The following is a 16,229-nucleotide window of genomic DNA, read 5'->3' as shown; positions in this document are numbered from 1 at the left end:
ACGAGCGGGAGCCGGTACGTCCCCTCGCGCTCGCCGGCGAGCGAGACCTCGGCGTCGGTGGCGCTGACTCGACCCTCGTAGGTCGCCGCGAGCGCGGGCGGGTCCTCGGTCTCGTCGGCGTCGTCCGCCGAGTCCCGCTCGTCCGCGTCGCCGTCGCTCCGACCCGCGGCGTCGCCGTCGCCGGTCACCCGCGTCACCGGCGCGCCGGCCTCGCCCGCCACCTCGCGGACGACGTCGAGCGCCTCGCCCTCGCAGGCGGTGACGAACGGGGCGTCGGGGCGGGCGATCCGAGCCTTCGTGCGGGCGATCTCCGCGATCGTGTCGCCGAGGACCGCGGTGTGTTCCAAGGAGACGTTCGTCACGGCGGTCGCGACGGGGTCGACCGCGCTCGTCGCGTCGTACTCGCCGCCGAGGCCGACCTCCAGCACGGCGACGTCGACCTCGCGGCGCGCGAACTCCCGGACCGCCATCGCCGTCACGACCTCGAAGAAGGTGAGCGGCTCGCCGGCGGCCGCGCGGTCGATCAGCCACGGGCGCACCTCGGCGACGAACTCCGCGATCGCGGCCTCGGTCATCTCCCGGCCGTCGACGCGGACGCGCTCCGACAGCGACGAGAGGTGCGGCGAGGTGTACAGCCCCACCGACAGCCCCGCCTCGCGGAGGACCGACTCGGTCATCCGCGCCGCGCTGCCCTTCCCGTTCGATCCGGCGATCTGGACGAACGGGACCGCCTCCTGCGGGTCCCCGAGGTGCGCGAGCAGCGCCTCCACCCGCTCGGTGCCGGGCTTGACCGAGAAGCGGCGGAGGTCGAAGAGGAACGCCGCCGCCTCGTGGTAGTGCATACGCCGTAGGTCGGGAGCGGGTCGCTTAGGGGTAACGGACCCGACCGGGTCCCGGCGACCGCGTCGACCGAAAAGCAACCCTTACGCGCGCCGCGGCCGCATCCGATCGCATGGACGAGACAGCGACCGCCGACGCGGGCGACGCCCCTGCCGAAGGGGCGACTCCGGGCGGCCCCGACGGCGGCGACCCGGTCGTCGTCGGCGAGGGGGTCCGGAAGTCGTACGGCGACGTCGACGCGCTCGACGGGGTCGACCTCGACGTGGCGGCCGGCGAGGTGTTCGGGCTCATCGGCCCCAACGGCGCCGGGAAGACGACGCTGGTCCGCGCGCTCACGGGGACCACCGAGGCCGAGGGCGGCCTCCGCGTCTTCGGCGAGCCGCCCCGCGAGGTCGACCCGAGCCGGATCGGGCTGCTCCCGCAGTCGTTCGACCCGCCCGCGCGGCTCACGGCCCGCGAGCTGGTCGACTACTACGGCGGCCTCTACGACGCGGCGCGCGACACCGAGGCGGTCCTCGACGACGTGGGGATGGCCGACGACGCCGACGCCTGGTACGAGACGCTCTCGGGCGGCCAGCGGCGCCGCACCTGCGTCGCGACCGCGGTCGTCAACGACCCCGACCTCCTCTTCCTCGACGAGCCGACGACCGGGATCGACCCCGCCGGCCGGCGGGCGATCCACCGGCTTATCGAGCGGCTCGCGGCCGACGGCACGACCGTCTTCCTCACGAGCCACGCGATGGACGAGGTCGAGCGGCTCGCCGACCGCGTCGCCATGCTCCGCGACGGGCGGGTCGTCGCGAGCGGGGCGCCCGATCGGCTGGTCACCGAACACGGCGGCGCGCCGCGGCTCGACGCGGCGACCGCGGCGCCGACGACGGAGGGAGTCGTCGAGGCGGTCGCGGCCGGCGTCCGAGACCGTCTCGGGACCGACCCGACCGTCGAGGCGACCGACGACGGCCTCCGGGTTCGGGGCGTGCGACCCGAGGCCATCGGCGACGCGGTCGACGCGCTCGACGACGCCGGCGTCGCGTTCGACTCGCTCTCGTGGTCGGAGCCGTCGCTCGAGGACGTGTACCTGCGGCTCACCGGCGAGGAGTACGCGCGCCGTGGGGACGGCGGACCGCCGGACGAAGCGGCCGGCGAGGGGCGTCGCGCAGCCGACGACGCGACGCCGGGCGGGGGTCGCGCAGCCGACGACGCGACGCCGGACGGGGGTCGCGCAGCCGACGACGCGACGCCGGACGGGGGCGACCGATGACCCGCCTCGGCCGGATCCGGACGGAGGCGGTCGCGGCGGCGCGCTCGTTCACCCGCCGCCGGACGGCGGTGTTCTTCACCTTCTTCTTCCCGGTCATCCTCGTGGTCATCTTCGGCGCGCTGGTGCGGACCCAGCCGACCGGCGGCGGCCTCTTCGCGGAGCCCGCGGGCTACTACATCCCGGGGTATCTCGCGGTCGTGGTCCTGTTCACGCCGCTGTCGCGGGTCGGCTCCGAGATCGCCCGCCACCGCGACGGCGGGCGGTTCGAGAAGCTGGCGACGACGCCGCTCTCCCGCGCCGAGTGGCTGCTCGCGCACACGCTCGTCAACGTCGGGATCATCGGCGCCGCGAGCCTGCTCATCCTCGGCTTAGTGTTGGCGGTGACGGACGCGACCCTGATCCTCTCGCCCGCGCTCGCCGCCCTGCCCCTGTTCGTCGCGGTCGCGGTCGCGCTGTTCTGCGGGCTCGGGGCGGTCCTCGGTTCGCTCGCGGACTCGCAGGACGGCGTGATCGCTGCGAGCAACACGGTCGCGCTCCCCCTGCTGTTCCTCTCCGAGACGTTCGTCACCCCGTCGCTCCTGCCGGAGTGGTTCCTGCCCGCGGTCGCCGCCTCGCCGCTGACGTACTTCGCGCGCGGAACTCGGGCGATCACCTTCGAGGGGGGCGCGTGGACCGGCGACCTGCTCGTGTTGACCGCGCTCGCGGCCGGTTTCCTCGCGGTCGGCGCGTACGCGGTCCCGCGGACGGAGTGAGATCGGAACCGTCAATTTATATTCGCAGCCCGCGTCCGGAGGAAACGAGAGGCCAAGCCGTTGACCACCGTTCACTTCACCTGTCCGGACTGCGAGCAGACCATCGAGGTCAACGACGCGATGCGGGAGACGATACTCGACACCGGCTGCCCGGTGTGCACCGCGGCCGCGACGGCCGAGGACTTCGCCGCGACCTGCGAGTAGCCGTCGCCGCGACCGCCGCCGGCCCACGGGGGCGTTGCGGCGCGTTCACACACCGCGTCCGGTTGCTGAGGCTTTTTGCGTCGACCGCGACAACGGTCGAGCGATGACACCCGAACTCGAGGAGATCGATCTGGGAACCGTGCCGCTCGGCCGGACCGGCCTGCGAACGAGCGAACTCCAGTTCGGCACGTGGCGGTTCGGCCGCGTGACCGAGGCGGGGAACGTGGAGATCGACGAGGACCGCGCCCACGAGCTGCTCGACGCCTACGAGACCGCCGGCGGACGCTACATCGACACCGCCGACGTGTACGGCGGCGGGGACTGCGAGCGCTGGATCGGCGACTGGCTCGCCGAGCGCGACCGCGAACGCTACACGGTCGCCTCGAAGGTGTACTGGCAGATCCGCGACGGCGACCCGAACAGCCGGGGCACGAACCGCAAGAACGTCCGCCACCGCGTCGACGCCCTGCTCGACCGGCTCGACACCGACTACATCGACGTCCTCTACATCCACCGGTGGGACGACGAGACGCCCGCCCGCGAGCTGATGAAGACCCTGAACGGGCTCGTCGAGTCCGGCAAGGTCCACTACCTCGGCGCCTCCACGCTCCGCCCGAACGCCTGGAAGGTCGCCCGCGCCAACGAGATCGCCCGGGGCGAGGGGTGGGAGCCGTTCACGGTGCTCCAGCCGCGCTACAACCTCGTCGACCGCGAGGTCGAGGGGGATTACCTCGAGTTCGCGCGCCAGCGGAACCTCGCCGTCTCCCCGTGGAGCCCGCTCGGGCAGGGCTTTTTAACCGGGAAGTACGACCGCGACGCCGACCTCCCCGACGACTCGAAGGCCGCCGAGTCGACCCGGTTCCAGGAGGCGTACCTCACCGAGGAGAACTTCGACGTCCACGACGAGCTCGACGCCGTCGCCGACGAGGTCGGCGCCTCGGCCGCGCAGACCGCGCTCGCGTGGCTCGCGCACCGCGACGGCGTCACCGCGCCGATCGTCGGCGCCCGCACCGTCGACCAGCTGCGCGAGAACCTCGCGGCCGCGACGATCGATCTGTCCGACGAGCAGGTCGACCGCCTGACCGCGGCGAAGCCGGGACCGTACGACGAGTTGTAGGATCGGCTGCCCGAACCGTCGCCGGGGAGGCCGCCCTACCGGTCGGCGCAGTAGTCGACGAAGTTCCGCAGGATCGCCAGCCCCGTCTCGCCGCTCTTCTCGGGGTGGAACTGCGTGCCGAACACGTTGCCGGCCTCGTTGGCGACGACGGCCGGGAAGTCGACCCCGTAGTCCGCGGTGGCGACGACCGCGTCCGGGTCGGCGGGCTCGGCGTAGTAGGAGTGGACGAAGTAGGCGTGCTCCCCGTCGACCCCGTCGACGATCGGGTGGTCGCGCTCGACCTCGAGCTCGTTCCAGCCCATGTGCGGCACCTTCCGGTCCACGTCGAACCGGACGTTGGTGCCGGGGACCAGATCGAGGCCCGTCACCTCGCCTTCGCCCTCGTGGTCCGCCTCCTCGCTCGTCGTGAGGAGCATCTGCATGCCGAGACAGATCCCGAAGAGGGGGCGGCCGGCGTCGGCGTGGTCGGTCAGCGCCTCGCGCAGCGGCCCGGCGTTCTCCATCCCCTCGCGGAACGCGCCGACCCCGGGGAGGACGACGCCGTCGGCGGCCGCGAACGCCTCGGGGTCGTCGGTGATCTCGACGGACGCGCCCGCCCGCTCCAGTCCGCGAGTCGCGGACCGGAGGTTTCCGAGACCGTAGTCCACGAGGGCGACGGACACCTCCCGATCCGGTGGTGATTCGTCCATGTCTCCGGTATATCACCTGCGTGGAAGTCAGTTTCCATCCGGAATCCGGTACATAGCGGTACATACCAGTCCGTATATTTAAACAGCAACACTTTTGAGACGCCAGTAGAATCCCCAAATGTACTCCTCATGGCCAGACGACGCAAATTCCTCAAGGTCGCGGGTGCGGCAAGTATCGTGGGACTCGCGGGATGTAGCGGCGGCGGCAACACGAGCGGCGACGGGTCCGGCGGCGACAACATGAGCGGCGACGGCGACGGGTCCGGCGGCGACAGCATGAGCGGCGACGGCGACGGCGACGCGGCAATGACCTTCGGCGGGGACGGAACGGTTAACTTCGGTATCTCGCCGTCCGTTCCGCAGGAGGACCTCGAGGTACAGTACGCTCCGCTCCTCGACCACGTCGGGAGCTACCTCCAGCAGAACCACAACGTTCCCGAAGGCCTCAACGTCGAGGGGAACATCGGGAGCAACTACAGCGCGGTCATCCAGTCGCTCGGTCAGGGGACGACCGACCTCGCGGAGACCGGCCCGTTCGCGGCCGCCCTCGGCGTGAAGACCGGCAACGCGGAGATCATCCTCCAGCGGTACGGCTACGGCGGCTGGACGTACAAGAGCATCATCGCGACGCCGAACGACAGCGACATCACCGAGCTGTCGGATCTCTCCGGCAAGACCGTCGCCTTCTCCGACCGGCTGTCGACCAGCGGCGCGCTGTACCCGCTGTACAGCATGTCGAACCAGGGCGGCCTCGACGTCGGGAACCTCCCCGAGGGCAACGGCTCACAGGCGGAGTTCGACGCCCGCTTCGCCGGCGGCCACGTCGGCTCGTACACCCTGCTCGAACAGGGGCAGGTCGACGCGGCGGCGATGGGCGGGTTCGTCCGGGACACCTCCACCGGCCCGACGCCGGAGGAGTGGCAGCAGGTCGCGACGACCCTCCACGAGGACGAGGGCCTGCCGCGCGCCCCGATCGTGGTCTCGCCCGAGCTGAGCGACGACGTGAAGTCCGCGCTCCAGGCGTCGTTCCTCGAGGCCCCGGACAGCATCTACTACGGTGCGGACGGCGAGGGCGGCACCGGAGACGACCTCTGGTTCAGCCGCGTCCGCGAGGCGGCCCAGGAGGACTACCAGTCCGTCATCGACGTCGCCGACGAGCTCGGCGTCGGAGCGGACATCTTCGGACAGTAGGACCCCGCCCCCCAACTTCGGATCGTTTTTCACACGATCGGTCTGTTTTCCGACAAAGCAACACCTCATGCCAACGATCGAATTCGAAAACGTCAGCAAGATATACGACGAGGACACCGTCGCCCTCGACGACGTGTCGTTCACCATCGATGAGGGGGAGTTCGTCATCCTCCTCGGTCCCTCCGGCGCCGGCAAGTCGACGATGCTCCGGGTACTGAACGGACTCACGCAGCCCACCGAGGGGTCCGTCCGCATCGGCGGCAAGGAGCTTCAGGGGAACCGCAGTGAGGTCGGAATGGTGTTCCAGGAACACTACCTCATCGAGAGCAAGACCGCGTTCGGCAACGCGCTGTCGGGAGCGCTCTCCCGGAACGGGCTCGTCCGGAGCGCCCTCGGGCTACACGCCGACGCGGACAAGATGACCGCTCTCGAAGCCCTCCAGACGGTCGGCCTCCTCGACGAGGCCGGTCAGCGCGCCGAGTCGATGAGCGGGGGCCAGAAACAGCGCGTCGGGATCGCGCGGGCGCTGGTTCAGAACCCGGAGATCGTCCTCGCCGACGAGCCGGTCGCCAGCCTCGACCCGAAGGCCGCCCGCGACGTGATGCGCTACCTCAAGAAGGCCGCGACCGAGCAGGACCTGACCACGATCACCAGCCTCCACCAGGTGAACATCGCGCGCGAGTTCGGGGATCGGTTCCTCGGTATCCGCGACGGCGAGGTGATATTCGACGGCGACGCCGACGACCTCACGATGGACGAGATGGACCGGATCTACTACGGCGAAACCAAGAGCGGCGAGACGATCCCGACGGGGGCGGCGAGCGGCGAAGTCGGCAAAACCGACGCCGAGGCTGACGCCGCCACCGACGGGGGGGGTCGGGCGTGAGTTCGCCGTCCGACTCGGCGATCGACGACCAGTTCCGCGCGCTCGAACGGCTCCGGCGACTCAAGTACGTGCTGTGGGGCGTGCTGCTCGCGGCGGTCCTCGGCGTCACCTACTGGGGGCTCGGCTTCATCGGCTTCCAGCCCAGCGTCGTCGCCGGGCGGCTCCCGGGGATGTACGAGTTCATCTCGACCGGCTTCTTCCCGCCTGACTTCCAGAACTTCACGATCTACACCAAAGACCAGAACATCACCGGACTGCGAGCGATCCCCGCGAGCTTCGGCGACGGGGGGGCGCACATCGTCGAGAGCTTCAGATCGTCGCGGCAGTCGCTGGTGAAGGCGAGCCTCGTGACGCTGCTGTTAGGGTTCATGGGCACCGTGTTCGCCTTCCCGTTCGCGCTGGTCCTCGGCGTCCTCGGGAGCGAGCGCGTCACGCCGTTCCCGTTCAACTTCATCTTCCGGGGCACGCTCAGCGGCATCCGCGCCATCCCCGCCATCGTCTGGATCTTCCTGTACATCCCCATCGGCCCGCCGGGACAGGTCACGGCGGTGCTCGCGATCGCGACCGACAGCATCGGGAACCTCGGACGCCTCTTCACCGACGACCTCGAAGAGATCGAGGAGGGACCGATCGAGGCGATCCGGTCGACGGGCGCGTCGGGCACCCAGACCGTGAGCTTCGGCATGCTGAGCCAGGTCTCGCGGTCGTTCATCGCGTGGACCCTGTACATCCTCGAGATTAACACCCGGATCGCCATCTCGCTCGGGGTCGTGGGCGCCGGCGGCCTCGGGCTGATGATCCGGAACAGTCAGGACCTGTTCGAGTTCCAGCAGACCGCCGCCGGGCTGGTGATGGTGTTCATCGTCGTCCTCGGCATCGAGCTCGTCTCCTCGCGCATTCGCGCCCGGCTCCGGCCCGGCGAGCACGAGGGGAAGGGACTCATCGAGGCGATCCGCGACCTGTTCAATCCGAACAAGTGGCTCGGCCGCGGCGACCCGAAGAACTAGAACTCGCCGAGCCGCGACTGGCCGTCCCCGCCGTCCCCGCTCCGTTCACCGACGCCGCTCAGTTCGGCCGCCCGAGCGATCGTCTCGAAGAAGCCGTCGCGCTGGCTCCGGTCGTACAGCGTCGCCGCCGGGTGGACGGAGAGCAGCACGCGCCGCGATTCGCCCGCGAGCCGCGCGTCGGCCACGTCGCCGGACTCCGCGGTGATCGCCACCGACCGGTCGAGGAGGTGTTCGCTCGGCACCTTGCCGAGCGTCACGATCAGTTCCGGGTCGAGGCGGTCGATTTCGCTCTCGAGGTGGCCGCGGCAGTTCGCCAGCTCCTCGCCGGTCGGATCGCGGTTGTCCGGCGGCCGGCACCGCACGCAGTTCGTGATCCGCACGTCCGCGCGGGCGAGCCCCGCGTCTCGCAGCGCCTCGTCGAGCACGTCGCCCGAGCGACCGACGAACGGCTCTCCCCGCTCGTCCTCGGTGGCGCCCGGTCCCTCACCGACGAACAGCAGGTCCGCGTCCGTCGGGCCGACCCCGTCGACGATCCGGCTCCGCGACTCGACCAGCGCCGGGCACCGCTCGCAGGCCGGCACGCGCAGCTCCTCGTCGAGCGCGGCGCCGTCGCCGCCGTGTTCGCTCATACGGGGGTTCCGGACGCGGTCGTCTAAGTAGCGTCGGTCGCCGCCGCCTCGCGGTGCGCGCTCGCGGCCAACGCCGCGAGCCGGAGCGGCTCACACCGCCGCTCGCCGTCGCGGGTGAGGCCCCTGATCGCCGCGGCGGCCTCCTCGGGATCGATACCGACCGCCCGGACGAAGCGGGGGTCGCTGGACTCCGGAGCATCGACCGCGACCCGGGACGGTAGCGACCGGTAGACGTCGAGGCGGGCGGCGAGCGCGTCGCCGTCGAACGCGTCGCGCAGGGCCGGTTCGAGCCCGGGGCTCGCCTCGTAGCTCACGGCGTAGACGGGGCGGTCGATCGTCTCGCGGAGCCGGTCGAGGTCGACGAGGTTGAACCAGGCCGGCGCGACGCCCGCGCAGGCGACGTGGCGCACGTCCTCGCGGTCGAGCGCGCGCCAGCAGTCGATGGCCGCGTCGGTCGCGTCCGTCCCGCCGACGGTACACCGCGCGAACGCGAAGCCGTCCGGCGTCCCGTCGGCGCGGACGACGACGCCGGCCGCGTAGCTCGCGTCGCGGGCGTCAGAGAAGGCGAGGCCGAGCGTGCGGCTCGGCGGCGTCACTCACGCGTCCTCGGATTTGATCTCCTGGAGTCGGTCGAGAAGCTCGTCGTTCGAGGCGCCGGGCTCGTAGTCGACTGACCCCTCGTGGGTCTCCTGGGCAGCCTGGACGCCGTCGTCGTCGTCGAAGTCCGCGTCCAGGTCCTGATTCTCCTGTTCGGACTCGTCGTAGCTGCCGAATCCCATGTGTGTGTAGAATTAACAGAGGGCGATAGATAAATCCACGGCCGCCGGCGGAGAGAGCCCCGTCGGTGCGCCCGCGGCTGTACCCTTTTGTCGCTCCGCGAGCGAGGACGGGTATGGAGCCGATCACCGTCACCGCGGACGCGGAGGAGTTCACCTGTAACGCGTACCTCGTCGTCGGAGACGCGACGACGCTCGTCGACGCGGGAACGATGCCCGGCGTGGACGACGTGATCGCCGACGCGCTCGACGACGCCGGCGTCGACGACCTCGACCGCGTCGTACTGACCCACCAGCACCACGACCACGTGGGCGAACTCGACGCCGTGGTCGACCGCTTCGACCCCCGAGTGTTCGCGTACGCCGACCACCCGCGTCGCGACACCGCGCTCGAGCCTGGCGACGAGGTGCTCGTCGGCGACGAGCCGTGCGAGGTCGTCTACACGCCCGGTCACGCCGACGACCACGTCTCGCTCGTCGGCGAGGAGCGACTCTACTCCGGCGACGTGGTCGTCTACAACGACGGCGCCTTCGACGACGGGTCGTTCGGCCGCACCGACATGGCCGGCCAGTCGCGCGAGCGCCTGATCGAGAGCCTCCGCGAGATCCTCGACCGGCTGCCCGACACCGCCGAGGCGATGTACCCCGGCCACGGCGACGTCTACCGCGCCGCCGACGGGCCGGACACCGTCCGCGAGGTGATCGAGCGCGCGACGGAACGCGCCGAGCGCCGCGAGCCGAAGTACCCCGAGGAGTGAACGCGGTCCGTATTTAAGAGTGAACGCGATCCGTATTTAAAAACGAGCGGCGAGGAGGCCGACCGCCACCCCTCGGCGCGCCCCCGAGCGGCCGCCGGCGGCGGCCGCGAGGTCCCCGTGAGCGGAGCGAACGGGGGCTCGGAAATCTTTGATTTCCGGTGGAGGCGGCGGTCCGGCGCGGCCCCGCCCGCGCCGGGCCGTCCGCCGAGGCTGGGGAGGCGTGAGGCGCACGCGCGGCTGGCCGTCGAGGCGGAGAGATCCGAGAGAAGGGACGAAGACGGACCGGAACCGAGCCGAAGACGGACCGGAACCGAGCCGAAGACGGGCCTACTACGCGGCGCGGCGCTCGGTCGCCTTCGGGCGGAGGTTGGTGTAGCCGCACTTGCGGCAGCGCTCGGCCTCGGAGGCGTTGCGGGCGTTACAGCGCATACAGATCTGTCGGTCGAGCATGCGGCGTTCGGCGGCGTCGAACTTGGCCATACGGCTACTGGGCGGGCGGTGCTGTAAAAGGTTGCGAGACGGCGCGGCGGGCTGTCACCGTCGCGAACGCGTCGGATCGACGGGACGGAGCCGCTGGAGCGCCGAGGAGTGAAAGGGGCTCGGGCCGCGAGTCAGGCGCCCGCTTCGCTGAGGGCGGCCTCGATGTCCTCGCGCTGGGTGACGCCGACGAAGCGGTCGACGACGCCGTCGTCGTTCTCGACGATGAGCGTCGGGAGCGAGCGGACCTGGTACTGGTTCGCGACGTCCTGCTCCTCGTCGACGTCGACCTTCTGGAGCTCGAACGCGTCGCCGAGGTCGTCCTGAATCTCCTCTAAGATGGGGTCTTGGGTCTTACACGGGCCGCACCACTCGGCGTGGAAGTCCAGCAGTCGAACGGTCATGGTCGGCGCAAATTATCGCCGGCCCGCGCATAAGGGTTTCCCACTCGTGTGTGCGCCGGGCCCGTGCGACTCGTCGAGGGCGACGAGACGGCGGAACCGATGAGACGGCGGGCGGAAAGCGGATGAAGGGCCCGCTGCGGCCCGAGCGACGAACGAAACGTTTAGAATGCGGCGCCGTCCAGAGGGGGATATGAGTGGTTCCAACTCCGGCGGACTGATGTCCAGCGCGGGACTGGTCCGCTACTTCGAGAACGAGGACCGGAACGCCATCACGATCAACCCCAAGACGGTCCTCGCGTTCTGCGTCCTCTTCGGCCTGTTCGTCCAGATCCTCTCGCTGACGGTCGCGTAGGCCCGCGCCGCATCAGTTCTCCCCGCCGCGTTGCCGACGGACCGACCGACGACGTAGCGCGCCCTTTTTCCACGCGCCCCTCCCACGTATCCGTATGAAAGCAGGCGTCATCGCCGTTCAAGGCGACGTGGCCGAACACGCCGCCGCCGTCCGCAACGCCGCGGCCGCCCACGACGAGTCCGCGGCGGTCGTCGAGGTGCGCGACGCGGGGGTCGTGCCCGACTGCGACGTCCTCCTGATGCCGGGCGGGGAGTCGACGACGATCTCGCGGCTGATCCACCGCGAAGGGATCGCGGCCGAGATCGAGGCCCACGTCGCGGCCGGCAAACCGGTCCTCGCGACCTGCGCCGGGCTCATCGTCTGCTCGAACGACGCGAAGGACGAACGGGTCGAGGCGTTAGGGCTCGTGGACGTCTCCGTCGACCGCAACGCGTTCGGCCGACAGAAGGACTCCTTCGAGGCGGAGATCCCGGTCGCCGGGCTCGACGACCCCTTCCACGCCGTGTTCATCCGCGCGCCGCTCATCGACGACATCGGCGGGGGCGTCGAGACGCTCGCGACGGTCGGCGGCCGCGCGGTCGCGGTGCGCGACGGCCCGGTCGTGGCCACCGCGTTCCACCCGGAGCTCACCGACGATCCGCGGATCCACGACCTCGCGTTCTTCCCCGAGCGGGAGGTGGTCGCGTGAGCGGTCCGGCCGGGGACGACGGTGGCGGCGGGACGACCGACGGTCCGGCCGCCGAGGCCGGCGGGGATTCGGCGGTACCGTCCGAGGACGTCCTCGACGAGCTGTTCGCCACCATCGAGTCGCGGCGGGAGGAGCTCCCGGAGGGGTCGTACACCGCCTCCCTCTTCACCCACGAGAAAGGGGAGAACGCCGTCCTAGAGAAGATCGGCGAGGAGACGACGGAGGCGATCCTCGCGGCGAAAGACGACGACCGCGAGGAGCTTACCGCCGAGAGCGCTGACCTGGTCTACCACTTGCTCGTGTTGTTCGCGATGAAGGACCTCGCCGTCGACGACCTGCGCTCGGAGCTGCGGGACCGGTTCTGAGACGGACGAAACCGTCGCGGCACGGCGGGAGCTATCGCTCCCGTTCGAGCTCGCGGTCGATGTCGTCGCGCTCCTCCGTCTCTAACTCCTCGCCGATCCGGCGCTCGAACTCCGCCTCGCTGATCTGCCCCTCGACGTACTGCTGTCGGAGGCGGTCTTGGCGGCTACTCCCGCCGTCGACCTCGGTCGACGAGGTGGATCCCGAACCGATCGAGTCGAGCGGTCCGGCGTCGTCGTCGCTCAGCAGCCACGAACCCGCCTCGTACGCGGCGTAGCCGAGCCCCGCCAGCACGGCGAGCGTGACGATCCCGGAGAGGACCGCCCAGGCGAGACTCAGGAGGGCCGAGACCACGCTCACGACGACGCTGACCCCGATCAACGCCGCGATCGCGATCGCCGCGTAGTAGAGGGCCTGCTTCCCGTCCATATCCCGGATTCGGGCGGCCGGCCGCAAATACCTTCTCCCGCGGACGCGGGGGCTCGCCGGCCGGAGCGGACGCCCGCGGACTTTTGTTCGCGGGGCCGAACACCCCACGAGAACGACGCCGTGAGCGACACCGACTCGTCCGGATCCGGCGAGGGGGCCCGCCCGACCCGCAGAGCGATGCTTCGGCGGACCGAATCGCTCGCGGTCGGCGGAGCGGCGGCGGTCGGATCGACCGCCCTCGCCGGCTGCGTCGGGCGCGGGAACGGGGAGGCGACCGAGGGCGCCGGCGACGGCGACGCCGCCGACCCGCCCCTCGTCGCCCACCGGGGCTTCGCGGCCGAGAACCCGGAGAACACGGTCGCGGCGGTCGAGGCGGCGACGGCGGTCGTCGACCGGATCGAACTCGACGTTCGCCGCTGCGGGACGGGGGAACTCGTCGCCTTCCACGACGCGACGCTCGGGCGGGTGACGGACGCCACCGGGCGCGTGGCCCGGACCCCGCGCGAGCGGCTCGCCGACCTCTCCGTGGCGGGCTCGGGCGAGCCGGTGCCGACGCTCGCGGCGGCGCTGGACGCCGTGCCGGCGGACGCGTGGGTCATGCTCGACCTGAAAGAGCGGGGGGTCGCGGGGGACGCGCTCGCGCTCGGCGCGGACGGGGACTACGACCTCGCCGTCACCGCCGACGACCCCGCGGTGATCGAGGCGGTGCGGACGGCCGATCCGACGGTATCGACCGTCTACGGCGTGCGCGAGTCGGTCCCCGCGCGGCCCCTCAGACCGCTGATTCCGGGGAGTCGCGAAGGGGTCCGTCTGCCGAGGTGGGCGTACCCGCCGCAGGACGTCGCGGCGATGGTCGAGACCGCGACCGAGTTGGGGTGTGCGGCGGTGTCGCCGCGGTACGAGCTGTGCCTCCGGACCGACATCCTCTCGCGTGCGGCGGACGCCGGACTCCGGGTGCTGCCGTGGACCGTCGCCTCGGCCCGAGAGTACGAGGCGGTCGCGGGTGCGGGCACCGGTGTCGACGCCGTCGTCTCGGACGTCTCTCGCGGAGTTCGCGAGCCCTGACGGTCGAGCGGAACGCGACTCAGGGGGCGACAGAAGGGTTATTCGTTCGGCTCTCGTGAATCGAGGAGATGACTCGGGGACCCGACGAGGTCGACGACGCGAGCGAGACCGATTCGGTCGAATCGACCGACAGGGCGCCCGCGGATCGCGTCGACCGCCGGACGGTTCTCGGCGCGCTCGCGGGCGCCGGGAGCGCCGCGGTCGCCGGCTGCTCCGGCCCGGAGCCGGACGACGCGTCGACGGCCGACTTGGAGCCGGAACGGCTCGACGAACTCGCGGCTCGGTTCGCGCCGACGCTGTACTTCGACGCCGCCGAGCCGTGGTTCCCGACCGACCCCCGACCGTACGCGAGCGAGGCGGACGGCGAGACGGTCGTCGACGGCTTCGACGCGTTCGACGGCTACCACGAGCGGTACGAGGCGTCGGGCGAGCCGCCGAATCCGACCGTCTTCTACAACGGAATGCGGTACGAGGACTCCCCGCTCGCGGTCGTCCAGTTCTGGTTCTACTCCGCGTTCGACCAGTTCACGACGAACTTCCACTGGCACGACTGGGAGGTGCTCCACGTGTTCGTCGACCTCGAGGCGGGCGACCCGCAGCTGTACGTCGCCAGCTCCCACTCCCGGAGCGTTCCGAACAACGAGTTCCTCGATCCGGATCCCGACGTGGTCCCCCGGATCCTCTCCGAGCTCGGCTCGCACTCCAGCACGCTCTCGGTCAACGAGAACCCCGATCAGTTCCAGCGGGTCGGCGACGGGGGGTTGCTCGCGGACATCACGAACACGACGATCGACACCGTCGAGGACCTCCTCGGGATCCCGATCGCGTACGGGCTCCCCCGCGACGAGCAGATGCGGCTCCCGTTCGTCGTTCCCGAGTACGAGGGCGAACCGCTCTACGAACACCCCGACCTCCCGTCGGTCACCGAGGAGTCGCTGGTCGACGGCGCGCTGACGATCCGGTCGCTCGACGCGCTGCGCTCGCCGCCGACGGACCTCCCGCTCCGGGAGACGGGGATCGCCTTCCGGTACCGCGAGCGACCGGCCGACGAGGGGACCGCCGACGGCGACGACGCCGCGCTCGCGGACGAGGTCGCCGACTCCGTCGTCGAGTACGACCTCGTCGAGACCGCCGAACTGGAGGGGATCGACGCGTTCACCGGCCCGCAGCTCAGCTTCGAGTTCGCCGTCCCCCAGATAGTCGAGGACGCCGTCGCGAGCCACATCACGACCACCGGCGTGCCGTGGGAACAGCCCCGTTACGAGAACCCCGCGCTCGACATCACCGCCGGCAACCACCGCGCGGAGCTCGCGGCGCGGTACGACGCCGTCGCCGACGACCCGTCGTTCGGGGACGACGCGGCCGGGGCGCTCGACGCGGTCGTCGCCCGCGTCACGCAGACGACGCAGAGCGACGAGGCGCCGGCGGACGAGGGGCTGACGACGACCGAGACGAGCGTCGAGTCGTTCGTCCTGATCGAGAGCGACCCCGAGGCGGTTCCGACGTTCGCCCGCGGGGTCGCGGTCGCGAACGGGATCCCCGAAGGGGAGCACCGCCTGACGGTCAACGGCGCCGGACGGGCACCTCACGGCGAGACGCTGACCGTCTCGGCGGACGAGCCGGTGACGACCGCCGGCGCCGACGGGGAGATCCCGCTCGTCGCCCGCGAGGACGCGCGGAAGGTGGAGTTCTCGGACGCCGAAAGCGACGTGAACCTGGCTCGGTCAGCGATCGAAGACGACTTCCCGGGGCGGATCTACGACTCCGCGATCGACGGGAGCGACGCGGTGTACGTCGACGCCGGCGGCGCGTACACGACGGAGGTACGCGACGCCGACGGCGAGGTCGGCGCGTACCGGGTCAACCCCGCGACGGACGAGGCCGAAACCGAGGAGCCGATCCGGATCGAGCGCCCGGAGACCGGGGTGGCCCCGCTCGCCGGCTACGTCGCGGACGTGGCCGAGGAGACGCGCGCGGCGGTCGCCGCCGCGGCGGCCGACCGCGATAGCGACGACGGCGGCGGTTCCGGCGGCAGTGGCGGTTCCGGCGGCGGTCCGTCGAACGCGGTCAACGGGCTCGAACGCGCCCTCGCCGCCACGGTCGACGCCGCGGAACGGGCGGCGGAGCGCGCCCGCGAGGGCGACGCCGAAGGGGTCGAGCGGCAACTGGCGAACGTGCTCGACCGGATCGCTCGGATCGAAGAGCGGCTCGCGGCCGCGAGAGCGGGGCTACCGCCGGGGCTCGCGAACGCGACCGGAAGACGGATCGAGCAGGCGATCAGGCGCGTCGAGCAGGCGCAAAACGCCGAGAAGCTGTAGGGCGCCGCGTCGGACGCCTCGAC

Annotated in this window: 21 protein-coding genes; 13 read left to right on the top strand and 8 right to left on the bottom strand. The window is 71.2% G+C overall.

Annotation, left to right across the window (positions count from 1 at the left end; translation table 11 throughout):
* Positions 1 to 842: folylpolyglutamate synthase/dihydrofolate synthase family protein (locus EXE45_RS08170; RefSeq protein WP_241989440.1), on the bottom strand; the 842-nt coding region annotated here is incomplete at its 3' end.
* Positions 843 to 952: 110 nt separating this feature from the next.
* On the opposite strand from EXE45_RS08170, the gene EXE45_RS08165 reads away from it, so the two are divergent.
* The 4 genes from EXE45_RS08165 (at position 953) to EXE45_RS08150 (ending at position 4,174) form a co-directional block, all read left to right on the top strand.
* Positions 953 to 2,101: an ABC transporter ATP-binding protein gene (locus EXE45_RS08165; protein ID WP_241989439.1), complete on the top strand. Its 1,149-nt coding sequence runs from the start codon at positions 953 to 955 to the stop codon at positions 2,099 to 2,101.
* Positions 2,098 to 2,853 (top strand): ABC transporter permease, encoded by a 756-nt coding sequence (locus EXE45_RS08160; RefSeq protein ID WP_092920721.1) that lies wholly within the window; start codon positions 2,098 to 2,100, stop codon positions 2,851 to 2,853. Before EXE45_RS08165 ends, EXE45_RS08160 begins: the two co-directional genes overlap by 4 nt.
* Positions 2,854 to 2,913: 60 nt before the next feature.
* Complete coding sequence (locus EXE45_RS08155; RefSeq protein WP_137694018.1) at positions 2,914 to 3,057, top strand: zinc ribbon domain-containing protein; 144 nt, start codon at positions 2,914 to 2,916, stop codon at positions 3,055 to 3,057.
* A gap of 103 nt (positions 3,058 to 3,160) precedes the next feature.
* Positions 3,161 to 4,174, top strand: a complete 1,014-nt coding sequence (locus EXE45_RS08150) for an aldo/keto reductase (protein WP_092920720.1) — start codon at positions 3,161 to 3,163, stop codon at positions 4,172 to 4,174.
* A gap of 35 nt (positions 4,175 to 4,209) precedes the next feature.
* On the opposite strand, the gene hisH is transcribed toward EXE45_RS08150, so the two are convergent.
* Positions 4,210 to 4,863 carry an imidazole glycerol phosphate synthase subunit HisH gene (gene hisH / locus EXE45_RS08145; RefSeq protein ID WP_092920719.1) on the bottom strand — a complete coding sequence of 218 codons (654 nt, stop codon included), beginning with the start codon at positions 4,861 to 4,863 and terminating at the stop codon, positions 4,210 to 4,212.
* Between the two features lie 129 nt (positions 4,864 to 4,992).
* On the opposite strand from hisH, the gene phnD reads away from it, so the two are divergent.
* The 3 genes from phnD to EXE45_RS08130 all read left to right on the top strand — a co-directional run bounded on the left by phnD (position 4,993) and on the right by EXE45_RS08130 (position 7,947).
* The gene (gene phnD / locus EXE45_RS08140) at positions 4,993 to 6,054 is read left to right on the top strand and encodes a phosphate/phosphite/phosphonate ABC transporter substrate-binding protein (protein WP_092920718.1); all 1,062 of its coding nucleotides are present in this window, start codon (positions 4,993 to 4,995) and stop codon (positions 6,052 to 6,054) included.
* Positions 6,055 to 6,121: 67 nt separating this feature from the next.
* Entirely contained in the window at positions 6,122 to 6,940 is an 819-nt protein-coding gene (gene phnC / locus EXE45_RS08135; RefSeq protein ID WP_137694017.1) for a phosphonate ABC transporter ATP-binding protein, read from the top strand.
* Positions 6,937 to 7,947 carry an ABC transporter permease gene (locus EXE45_RS08130; protein ID WP_092920716.1) on the top strand — a complete coding sequence of 337 codons (1,011 nt, stop codon included), beginning with the start codon at positions 6,937 to 6,939 and terminating at the stop codon, positions 7,945 to 7,947. The genes phnC and EXE45_RS08130 overlap by 4 nt, the downstream gene beginning before the upstream one ends.
* Here the strand turns inward: EXE45_RS08130 and EXE45_RS08125 are convergent.
* From EXE45_RS08125 to EXE45_RS08115, 3 genes are read right to left on the bottom strand one after another with little or no spacing between them, the layout of a single operon-like run.
* Positions 7,944 to 8,576, bottom strand: a complete 633-nt coding sequence (locus tag EXE45_RS08125) for a uracil-DNA glycosylase family protein (protein ID WP_092920715.1) — start codon at positions 8,574 to 8,576, stop codon at positions 7,944 to 7,946. The genes EXE45_RS08130 and EXE45_RS08125 overlap by 4 nt on opposite strands.
* A 23-nt stretch (positions 8,577 to 8,599) precedes the next feature.
* Positions 8,600 to 9,172, bottom strand: a complete 573-nt coding sequence (locus EXE45_RS08120; protein ID WP_092920714.1) for a DUF99 family protein — start codon at positions 9,170 to 9,172, stop codon at positions 8,600 to 8,602.
* Complete coding sequence (locus EXE45_RS08115) at positions 9,173 to 9,355, bottom strand: DUF5786 family protein (RefSeq protein ID WP_006111657.1); 183 nt, start codon at positions 9,353 to 9,355, stop codon at positions 9,173 to 9,175. It abuts the gene before it with no gap.
* 113 nt (positions 9,356 to 9,468) lie between these two features.
* Between EXE45_RS08115 and EXE45_RS08110 the strand changes: the two genes are divergently transcribed.
* Positions 9,469 to 10,110, top strand: coding sequence for an MBL fold metallo-hydrolase (locus EXE45_RS08110; RefSeq protein ID WP_092920712.1), 642 nt, complete (start codon positions 9,469 to 9,471; stop codon positions 10,108 to 10,110).
* A gap of 330 nt (positions 10,111 to 10,440) precedes the next feature.
* Here the strand turns inward: EXE45_RS08110 and EXE45_RS08105 are convergent, their stop codons facing one another.
* Both EXE45_RS08105 and EXE45_RS08100 read right to left on the bottom strand, forming a co-directional pair.
* Complete coding sequence (locus EXE45_RS08105) at positions 10,441 to 10,590, bottom strand: 50S ribosomal protein L40e (protein WP_048078454.1); 150 nt, start codon at positions 10,588 to 10,590, stop codon at positions 10,441 to 10,443.
* Positions 10,591 to 10,721: 131 nt separating this feature from the next.
* A complete protein-coding gene (locus tag EXE45_RS08100; RefSeq protein WP_092920711.1) occupies positions 10,722 to 10,991 on the bottom strand; it encodes a co-chaperone YbbN in 270 nt (89 codons plus the stop codon).
* A 190-nt stretch (positions 10,992 to 11,181) separates the two neighbouring features.
* Between EXE45_RS08100 and EXE45_RS08095 the strand changes: the two genes are divergently transcribed.
* From EXE45_RS08095 to hisE, 3 genes are all read left to right on the top strand, one after another.
* A complete protein-coding gene (locus EXE45_RS08095; protein ID WP_092920710.1) occupies positions 11,182 to 11,343 on the top strand; it encodes a preprotein translocase subunit Sec61beta in 162 nt (53 codons plus the stop codon).
* Between the two features lie 94 nt (positions 11,344 to 11,437).
* A complete protein-coding gene (gene pdxT / locus EXE45_RS08090) occupies positions 11,438 to 12,031 on the top strand; it encodes a pyridoxal 5'-phosphate synthase glutaminase subunit PdxT (RefSeq protein WP_137694016.1) in 594 nt (197 codons plus the stop codon).
* Positions 12,028 to 12,396: a phosphoribosyl-ATP pyrophosphatase gene (gene hisE, locus EXE45_RS08085; RefSeq protein WP_394327273.1), complete on the top strand. Its 369-nt coding sequence runs from the start codon at positions 12,028 to 12,030 to the stop codon at positions 12,394 to 12,396. Before pdxT ends, hisE begins: the two co-directional genes overlap by 4 nt.
* A gap of 31 nt (positions 12,397 to 12,427) precedes the next feature.
* Here hisE and EXE45_RS08080 read toward each other — a convergent pair whose 3' ends face one another.
* Positions 12,428 to 12,823, bottom strand: coding sequence for a hypothetical protein (locus EXE45_RS08080; RefSeq protein ID WP_137694015.1), 396 nt, complete (start codon positions 12,821 to 12,823; stop codon positions 12,428 to 12,430).
* Between the two features lie 120 nt (positions 12,824 to 12,943).
* Between EXE45_RS08080 and EXE45_RS08075 the strand changes: the two genes are divergently transcribed.
* The gene (locus EXE45_RS08075; protein WP_241989438.1) at positions 12,944 to 13,888 is read left to right on the top strand and encodes a glycerophosphodiester phosphodiesterase; all 945 of its coding nucleotides are present in this window, start codon (positions 12,944 to 12,946) and stop codon (positions 13,886 to 13,888) included.
* Positions 13,889 to 13,956: 68 nt separating this feature from the next.
* On the top strand, positions 13,957 to 16,206 hold the full coding sequence (locus tag EXE45_RS08070; protein WP_137694014.1) for a hypothetical protein: 2,250 nt from the start codon (positions 13,957 to 13,959) through the stop codon (positions 16,204 to 16,206).
* Positions 16,207 to 16,229 lie beyond the last annotated feature (23 nt).

It is taken from the genome of Halorubrum sp. SP9 (genome assembly GCF_005435015.1).
In the GTDB taxonomy this organism is placed as follows: Archaea; Halobacteriota; Halobacteria; order Halobacteriales; family Haloferacaceae; genus Halorubrum; species Halorubrum sodomense.
Note: the sequence above shows the minus strand (reverse complement) of the source record. Positions and strands in the feature narration are given on the sequence as shown.

Excerpts from the sequence above, each read along its gene's own strand:
- EXE45_RS08165 (WP_241989439.1), top strand. The coding sequence starts at position 953 with ATGGACGAGACAGCGACCGCCGACGCGGGCGACGCCCCTGCCGAAGGG.
- EXE45_RS08160 (WP_092920721.1), top strand. The coding sequence starts at position 2,098 with ATGACCCGCCTCGGCCGGATCCGGACGGAGGCGGTCGCGGCGGCGCGC.
- EXE45_RS08150 (WP_092920720.1), top strand. The coding sequence starts at position 3,161 with ATGACACCCGAACTCGAGGAGATCGATCTGGGAACCGTGCCGCTCGGC.
- hisH (WP_092920719.1), bottom strand. The coding sequence starts at position 4,863 with ATGGACGAATCACCACCGGATCGGGAGGTGTCCGTCGCCCTCGTGGAC.
- phnD (WP_092920718.1), top strand. The coding sequence starts at position 4,993 with ATGGCCAGACGACGCAAATTCCTCAAGGTCGCGGGTGCGGCAAGTATC.
- phnC (WP_137694017.1), top strand. The coding sequence starts at position 6,122 with ATGCCAACGATCGAATTCGAAAACGTCAGCAAGATATACGACGAGGAC.
- EXE45_RS08125 (WP_092920715.1), bottom strand. The coding sequence starts at position 8,576 with ATGAGCGAACACGGCGGCGACGGCGCCGCGCTCGACGAGGAGCTGCGC.
- EXE45_RS08115 (WP_006111657.1), bottom strand. The coding sequence starts at position 9,355 with ATGGGATTCGGCAGCTACGACGAGTCCGAACAGGAGAATCAGGACCTG.
- EXE45_RS08110 (WP_092920712.1), top strand. The coding sequence starts at position 9,469 with ATGGAGCCGATCACCGTCACCGCGGACGCGGAGGAGTTCACCTGTAAC.
- EXE45_RS08105 (WP_048078454.1), bottom strand. The coding sequence starts at position 10,590 with ATGGCCAAGTTCGACGCCGCCGAACGCCGCATGCTCGACCGACAGATC.
- EXE45_RS08100 (WP_092920711.1), bottom strand. The coding sequence starts at position 10,991 with ATGACCGTTCGACTGCTGGACTTCCACGCCGAGTGGTGCGGCCCGTGT.
- EXE45_RS08095 (WP_092920710.1), top strand. The coding sequence starts at position 11,182 with ATGAGTGGTTCCAACTCCGGCGGACTGATGTCCAGCGCGGGACTGGTC.
- pdxT (WP_137694016.1), top strand. The coding sequence starts at position 11,438 with ATGAAAGCAGGCGTCATCGCCGTTCAAGGCGACGTGGCCGAACACGCC.
- EXE45_RS08080 (WP_137694015.1), bottom strand. The coding sequence starts at position 12,823 with ATGGACGGGAAGCAGGCCCTCTACTACGCGGCGATCGCGATCGCGGCG.
- EXE45_RS08070 (WP_137694014.1), top strand. The coding sequence starts at position 13,957 with ATGACTCGGGGACCCGACGAGGTCGACGACGCGAGCGAGACCGATTCG.